Below are 6,020 nucleotides of genomic sequence, written 5' to 3'. Positions count from 1 at the left end.
GAGTTCAGACGTGTGCTCTTCCGATCTGATTGATGAACACGGCAGCGAAGCGGTTTTAAGCTGGCCGGGAGCGATTCAGGCGATTGAAACGGTCAAGGGTCAGCTGTGGCTGATCGGCTTACAGGATCAGAAGCTGCAGGAGCTTTACAGCTGGGATCCGGAAATGAAAACGACCCGGCAGCTCACGCATTTTCATGACGAACTGTTGGTGGAAACCGAGATCGCCAAGCCGGAGCATTTCATGGTCAGCCGCGGCAGTTATGAGCTGGACGGCTGGATTCTGAAGCCGGCAGACTTTGATAAAAAGCGGTCCTATCCGGCGATTCTGGATATTCATGGCGGACCGAAAACGGCGTATGGCGAGGTGTTCTTCCATGAAATGCAGTTTTGGGCGGCACAGGGCTATATCGTCTTTTTCTGCAATCCCACTGGGTCTGATGGTAAGGGTGACCGGTTTGCCGATCTGCGCGGCCGCTATGGGCAGATCGACTATGAAGATCTGATGGCCTTTACCGACGCCGTGTTAGACCGCGTGCCGCAGATCGATACGCGCCGTTTGGGCGTAACCGGCGGCAGCTACGGCGGCTACATGACCAACTGGATCATCGGCCATACCGACCGCTTCAGGGCGGCGGCCAGCCAGCGCAGCATCGCCAACTGGGTGTCGATGATCGGCACGGACGACTGCGGCTTCACCTTCGATACCGATCAGATGGATGCCGATCCGTGGAAGGGTATGGTCAAAATCTGGGATCAGTCGCCGCTGCAGTTTGCGGATAAAGTGAAAACGCCGACGGTCTTTATCCATTCGTTTGAGGATTACAGCTGTCCGATTCAGGAGGGCATGCAGATGTACAACGCGATCGTCCATCATGGGGTGGAGGCGAGGATGTGCCTGTTTAAAGGTGAAAGCCACGGCCTGAGCCGGATCGGCAAACGCCATCACCGCGTGCGCCGGCTGCGCGAGATGACCGATTGGTTCGATCATTATTTAAAGGAGAACGCGCATGAATAAAATTACGATTGACCATTTCCAGCGCGTGCAGTTTCCTTCCGCACTGGCGTTGTCGCCGGCCGGTCAGCCGGCCTGGGTGCGGACGCGGATTGAAAACGATGCGTACACCGGCCAGCTGTTTGTGCTCGATCATGACCAGCCGAAACAGCTGACCTCCGGCAATGAGAGCCTGTTTGTCTGGGACGATGAAAAGACGCTTCTGTTTATTTCCAGCCGCGGTGAAAAGCCGCAGCCGGAAGCCGAATCCACGACGTTTTACCGGATCCGTACCGACGGCGGGGAGGCGGTCAAAGCCTTCACGCTGCCTCTGAAAGTCCGGCAGATCGTTCCGGTCAAAAAGGGACTTTATGTTTTGACTGCCCAGATTGATCTGACGGCGGCGGATTATTGGAAAATGAGCGAGGCGGATCGCGAAGCCGTGCATCAGCGGCGCAGGGCGGAGACAGATTATCAGATCGTCAGCGAACAGCCGTACTATCAGGACGGCGCCGGTTATACCAACGGTCTGCGCAGCCGGCTGTTTCTCTATGACGAAACTCAGGATGAATTAAAACCGCTGTGCGAGCCGCAGTTTCACGTTTCCCGCGCGGTTATCAGCCCGGATCATGGCCATTTAGTGGTTTCTGGGGCGCCGTTTGTCACGATTCGTCAGCCGAAGGAAGGGCTGTACCGGATTGATTTGGACACGCTGGAATCTCATTGCTTGTTGGAGCCGGGACAGTTCAGCATTGCCGAGATTCAATGGCTGTCTAAGACGCAGATTCTGGCTGCGATGAGCGATCAGAAACGCTATGGAGCGGTTGAAAATCCGTTCTTCTACACGCTTGACGCCCAAACTGGAAAACGGGAACTGTTGGCGGAAAATGAAGAAAGCTTGGGCAGCGCGTTGGGCAGTGATTGTCAATACGGTTCGGGAAAACAGACGCAGATGCGCCCGGACGGACTGTTCATGGTGCATACACTTGGAGCCTTCGATGAAGTCCGCTGTCTGAAAGCGGATGGTACCTGGCACACAATCATGCAGCTGGACGGCTCCATTCATGCGCTGGCCGTGACTGACGAAAAGCTGTGGCTGATCGCGATGCTGGAGCAGAAGCTGCCGGAGCTGGTTTGTTTCGATCTGAAAACAAATGAGCTGCGTCCGCTGACCGCTTTCAACGAAGCGGTGCTGAAGGATTGTTACGTCGCAGAACCGGAGCCGCTGAGTATTCCGGCGGGCGAGTTTCAGGTTGACGGCTGGGTGCTGAGACCGAAGGACTATGATCCCAATCAAAAATACCCGGCAATCCTCAATATTCACGGCGGACCGAAGGCTGCCTATGGCCCGGTATTTTTCCATGAGATGCAGTTCTGGGCCAGCGAGGGATATTTCGTGATGTTCTGCAATCCCCGCGGCTCCAACGGCAAGGGCAATGCGTTTGCCGAGCTGCGTGGGCTGTATGGAACGATCGATTACGACGATCTGATGAACTTTACCGACGCCGTTCTGGCGGCGTATCCGGCGATTGACGCTGAACGAATCGGCGTGACCGGCGGCAGCTACGGCGGCTACATGACCAACTGGATGATCGGCCATACCGACCGCTTTGCGGCCGCGGCCAGCCAGCGCAGCATCGCCAACTGGGTTTCCTTAATCTGTTACGCCGACATCGGTTTTACCTTTGACAATGATCAGATGGGCGCCGACCCGTGGAGCGACGTGCAGAAGGTCTGGGATCAGTCGCCGCTGCAGTTTGCGGATAAGGCCAAAACGCCGACGCTGTTCATCCATTCGTTTGAAGACTACCGCTGTCTGCTTCAGGAGGGCATGCAGATGTACAACGCGCTGGTGCATCACGGCGTCGAAGCCCGGATGTGCCTGTTTAAGGGAGAAAGCCACGGCCTGAGCCGGATCGGCAAGCCGTCCCACCGCGTACGTCGACTTTATGAGATTACCGCTTGGATGGATCGCTGGTGCAAGCCGGCAACAGAAAACAAATCATAGAAATCAGGCAGAAAACAAGCTGCCTTTTTTCATATTTTGGGCGCTTCTCCATACACTGTTAATGAGGTGTCGATATGAAAAAACTTGCCAGTATCGTAATTGCGCTGTCCTTATTTCTCGTTTCCGTCCATGCGACGACCTCGCAGGGCGTCGATTTAACGCCGTCGGCAAAAGCGGCGATCTTGATTGACTATGAAACTGGGCAGATTTTGTATGAAAAAAATTCGTCTGCGAAGCTGTATCCGGCGTCGATGACCAAAATGATGAGCTTGCTTCTGGTGGTGGAGGCGATCCATAACGGCAAGCTGAGCTGGGATACCGAAGTGACGGCTTCCGCGCATGCTTCCTCGATGGGCGGGTCGCAGATTTTTCTGGAAACCGGCGAGGTCATGACGGTGGAAGACCTGTATAAGGCTTCGACGGTCGCCAGCGCCAACGACGCGATCGTCGCGCTGGCGGAAAAGGTCGGCGGCAGCGAGGAGAACTTTGCCGCAATGATGAATGAAAAAGCGGAACAGCTGGGCTTGGAACAAACCCATTTCGTCAATGCCACCGGCCTGCACGACGATAACCATTACTCCTGCGCCAAGGATATGGCGGCGATCGGCCGGGCGCTGATTCAGGAAGGTCAGGACGATATCCTGCGCTTTACCTCGACGTATGACGACTATATCCGGGCCGATACGGAAAACAAATTCTGGCTGGTCAATACGAACAAGCTGATCCGCACCTATCAGGGGATGGACGGCCTGAAGACCGGCTACACGACTCAGTCGATGTACTGCATCACGGTGACGGCCAAACGCGACGGTCTGCGTCTGATCGGCGTCGCGATGGGCGAGCCGACGCGCGATGTCCGCAACAGCGAAGCTTCCGCGCTTTTGGATTATGGATTCAGCACCTACGGCTATCAGATCGAAATGGAAAAAGGCACGCCGGTAACGACGATCAAGGTCGATAACGGCAAGCCGGACGAGGTCCGTCTGGTCACCAAAGAGGCGATCGGCCACATCGTCGCCCAAGGCGCTCAGTCCGCCTTGATCAATACCGAAATTGTGCTGGACAAGAAAAAAGCACCGATTCAGGCTGGCGAAACCGTCGGCCGGGTAATCCTGCATTTTGAGGATGGGACGCAGATCGGTCAGGATCTGGTGGCGGAAGAGGCGATCATGCCGCTGGATTTCATTGATATTCTTTTGAAAACCTGGAAAAAACTGTTGTTCTGACAATTCGCGACACGACCCGTAGTCCGGGATAAACGCGCAAAAATGATGAACTATCCCGATGAAGCCGCTGCTTTCTCAGCGGCTTTTTTACGTTGGAAAACATTTACCTGTACCCCGGCGCACTATGAAAAGAATGTCGTAAAAACACTTGTTTTAGCGGATATTTCCACAACAAAAAGGGCTTCCATTACAATGAAGAGGAAAGGAGGATGCAGTATGAAGTGCATTCAACAGGACGATGCTTTGATCTTCGCCTTCTGCGGGGATCTGGACAATTTGTCGATTCTCAAGATCAAGGCCGACGTAATCCGTGAAATAGATCGGGTCCAGGCACCCGTGGTGAAATTTGATTTCAAGGACGTGACCTTTATCGACAGCACCGGTATCGGTTTTTTATTAGCCCGCTACAATCAGGTTCAAAGCTACCAGGGCGAGCTGATTTTAAAGAACATCTCACCCGCTATCCGCCGGCTGTTCGCTTTGTCGGGGATCTTTCAGATCATGCGGGTGGAAAAGGAGAACGATAGAAAAGAGGTACATGTATGAACCGGATGACATTGAGCTTTGACGCCAAGCTGGAAAACGAGGCGTTTGCCCGCACCAGCGCCGTGGCTTTTCTGATGCCGCTCAATCCGACTGTGGATGAGATCATGGAGATCAAAACCATCCTGGCCGAAGCGGTCGTCAACTGTATGATTCATGGTTATCAGGGTCGGGAGGAAGGTCAGGTCCAGGTCAGCGTATCGTATGATGAAACCCATCGGGTTACGATCGAAGTCCAGGATTCAGGCATCGGGATCGAAGACATTACGCTGGCCCGTCAGCCATTATACACGACGCGGGCGGATCTGGAACGATCCGGAATGGGGATGACAATTATGGAGAGCTTCTCCGACGAATTTGAAATCTGTTCTCATCCTGGCGAAGGCACAACCGTCCGGCTTGTCAAGCAGCTCCAATTTCATGAATGATCAGCAGGAATTCTTCGATCTTCTGCATCAGGCCCAGCAGGGCGACGAACAGGCCCGGGAACAGTGTGTGCTGCGCAACGTCGGACTGGTCTGGTCGATCGTCAACCGCTTCAAGACGCACTCCTCGGCCCAGGACTTGTTTCAAATCGGATGCCTGGGCTTAATGAAGGCGATCAACAACTTCGATACCAGCTATAATGTGATGTTCTCAACCTATGCCGTGCCGATTATTCTCGGCGAGATCAAGCGCTATTTCCGCGACGAAGGCCAGATGAAAATTTCCCGATCGCTGAAAGAACGTTACCTGCAGGTTCAGAAAAGCCGCGAACGGCTGGCGCAGAAGCTGCAGCGGGAACCGACATACCGGGAGATCGGCGAGGATTTAGACGTGGAGGAAAACGACGTCATGTTAGCGATGGAAGCGAATCAGTTTCTGGCTTCAATGGACGAGGCGTTTTATCAAAAAGACGGTTCGACGATTAAGCTGGAAGACAAGGTCGAAGACCGGCATGGCGAAGATGTGCCGATGAAGCTGGCGCTGAAAAAGGAGATCGGGCATCTGGAACAGCGCGAACAGTATCTGATATACCTGCGCTATGAATTGGAATATAATCAGGAAGCGATCGCTAAAAAAATGGGAATCTCGCAGGTTCAGGTGTCGCGGCTGGAAAAGAAAATTCTGAACAAGCTGAAATGTAAACTGACAGAGGACGCATGAGGAGCAGACGCTCCTTTTTTATTGGAGAAACTGCGGGCTTAATTGTGATGAAATGATGAAAAATGAAGAAATAGCGGGGCTTTTCGCAAAAAAGCGCAATAGGTAT

At 53.7% G+C, this 6,020-nt stretch carries 6 protein-coding genes; all 6 read left to right on the top strand.

Going from position 1 to position 6,020, the window contains the following annotated elements; all coding sequences use genetic code 11:
* A partial coding sequence (locus tag AC5OW4_RS14025; protein ID WP_493677111.1) for an alpha/beta hydrolase family protein occupies positions 1-1,015 on the top strand: 1,015 nt, incomplete at its 5' end.
* The gene (locus tag AC5OW4_RS14020; protein WP_295770611.1) at positions 1,008-2,999 is read left to right on the top strand and encodes an alpha/beta hydrolase family protein; all 1,992 of its coding nucleotides are present in this window, start codon (positions 1,008-1,010) and stop codon (positions 2,997-2,999) included. The genes AC5OW4_RS14025 and AC5OW4_RS14020, both read left to right, overlap by 8 nt.
* A gap of 74 nt (positions 3,000-3,073) precedes the next feature.
* A complete protein-coding gene (locus tag AC5OW4_RS14015) occupies positions 3,074-4,225 on the top strand; it encodes a D-alanyl-D-alanine carboxypeptidase family protein (protein ID WP_270191291.1) in 1,152 nt (383 codons plus the stop codon).
* A 216-nt stretch (positions 4,226-4,441) separates the two neighbouring features.
* The gene (locus AC5OW4_RS14010; RefSeq protein WP_072684515.1) at positions 4,442-4,771 is read left to right on the top strand and encodes an STAS domain-containing protein; all 330 of its coding nucleotides are present in this window, start codon (positions 4,442-4,444) and stop codon (positions 4,769-4,771) included.
* Positions 4,768-5,196 (top strand): anti-sigma F factor, encoded by a 429-nt coding sequence (gene spoIIAB / locus AC5OW4_RS14005; RefSeq protein WP_072684514.1) that lies wholly within the window; start codon positions 4,768-4,770, stop codon positions 5,194-5,196. The genes AC5OW4_RS14010 and spoIIAB overlap by 4 nt, the downstream gene beginning before the upstream one ends.
* Complete coding sequence (locus AC5OW4_RS14000; RefSeq protein ID WP_072684513.1) at positions 5,189-5,914, top strand: SigB/SigF/SigG family RNA polymerase sigma factor; 726 nt, start codon at positions 5,189-5,191, stop codon at positions 5,912-5,914. Before spoIIAB ends, AC5OW4_RS14000 begins: the two co-directional genes overlap by 8 nt.
* Positions 5,915-6,020 lie beyond the last annotated feature (106 nt).

The sequence above is a fragment of the Holdemania sp. genome (assembly GCF_986127675.1).
Note: the sequence above shows the minus strand (reverse complement) of the source record. Positions and strands in the feature narration are given on the sequence as shown.

Bases quoted from the DNA above. Each gene is read 5' to 3' on its own strand.
- AC5OW4_RS14015 (WP_270191291.1), top strand. From the start codon at position 3,074: ATGAAAAAACTTGCCAGTATCGTAATTGCGCTGTCCTTATTTCTCGTT.
- spoIIAB (WP_072684514.1), top strand. From the start codon at position 4,768: ATGAACCGGATGACATTGAGCTTTGACGCCAAGCTGGAAAACGAGGCG.
- AC5OW4_RS14020 (WP_295770611.1), top strand. From the start codon at position 1,008: ATGAATAAAATTACGATTGACCATTTCCAGCGCGTGCAGTTTCCTTCC.
- AC5OW4_RS14000 (WP_072684513.1), top strand. From the start codon at position 5,189: ATGAATGATCAGCAGGAATTCTTCGATCTTCTGCATCAGGCCCAGCAG.
- AC5OW4_RS14010 (WP_072684515.1), top strand. From the start codon at position 4,442: ATGAAGTGCATTCAACAGGACGATGCTTTGATCTTCGCCTTCTGCGGG.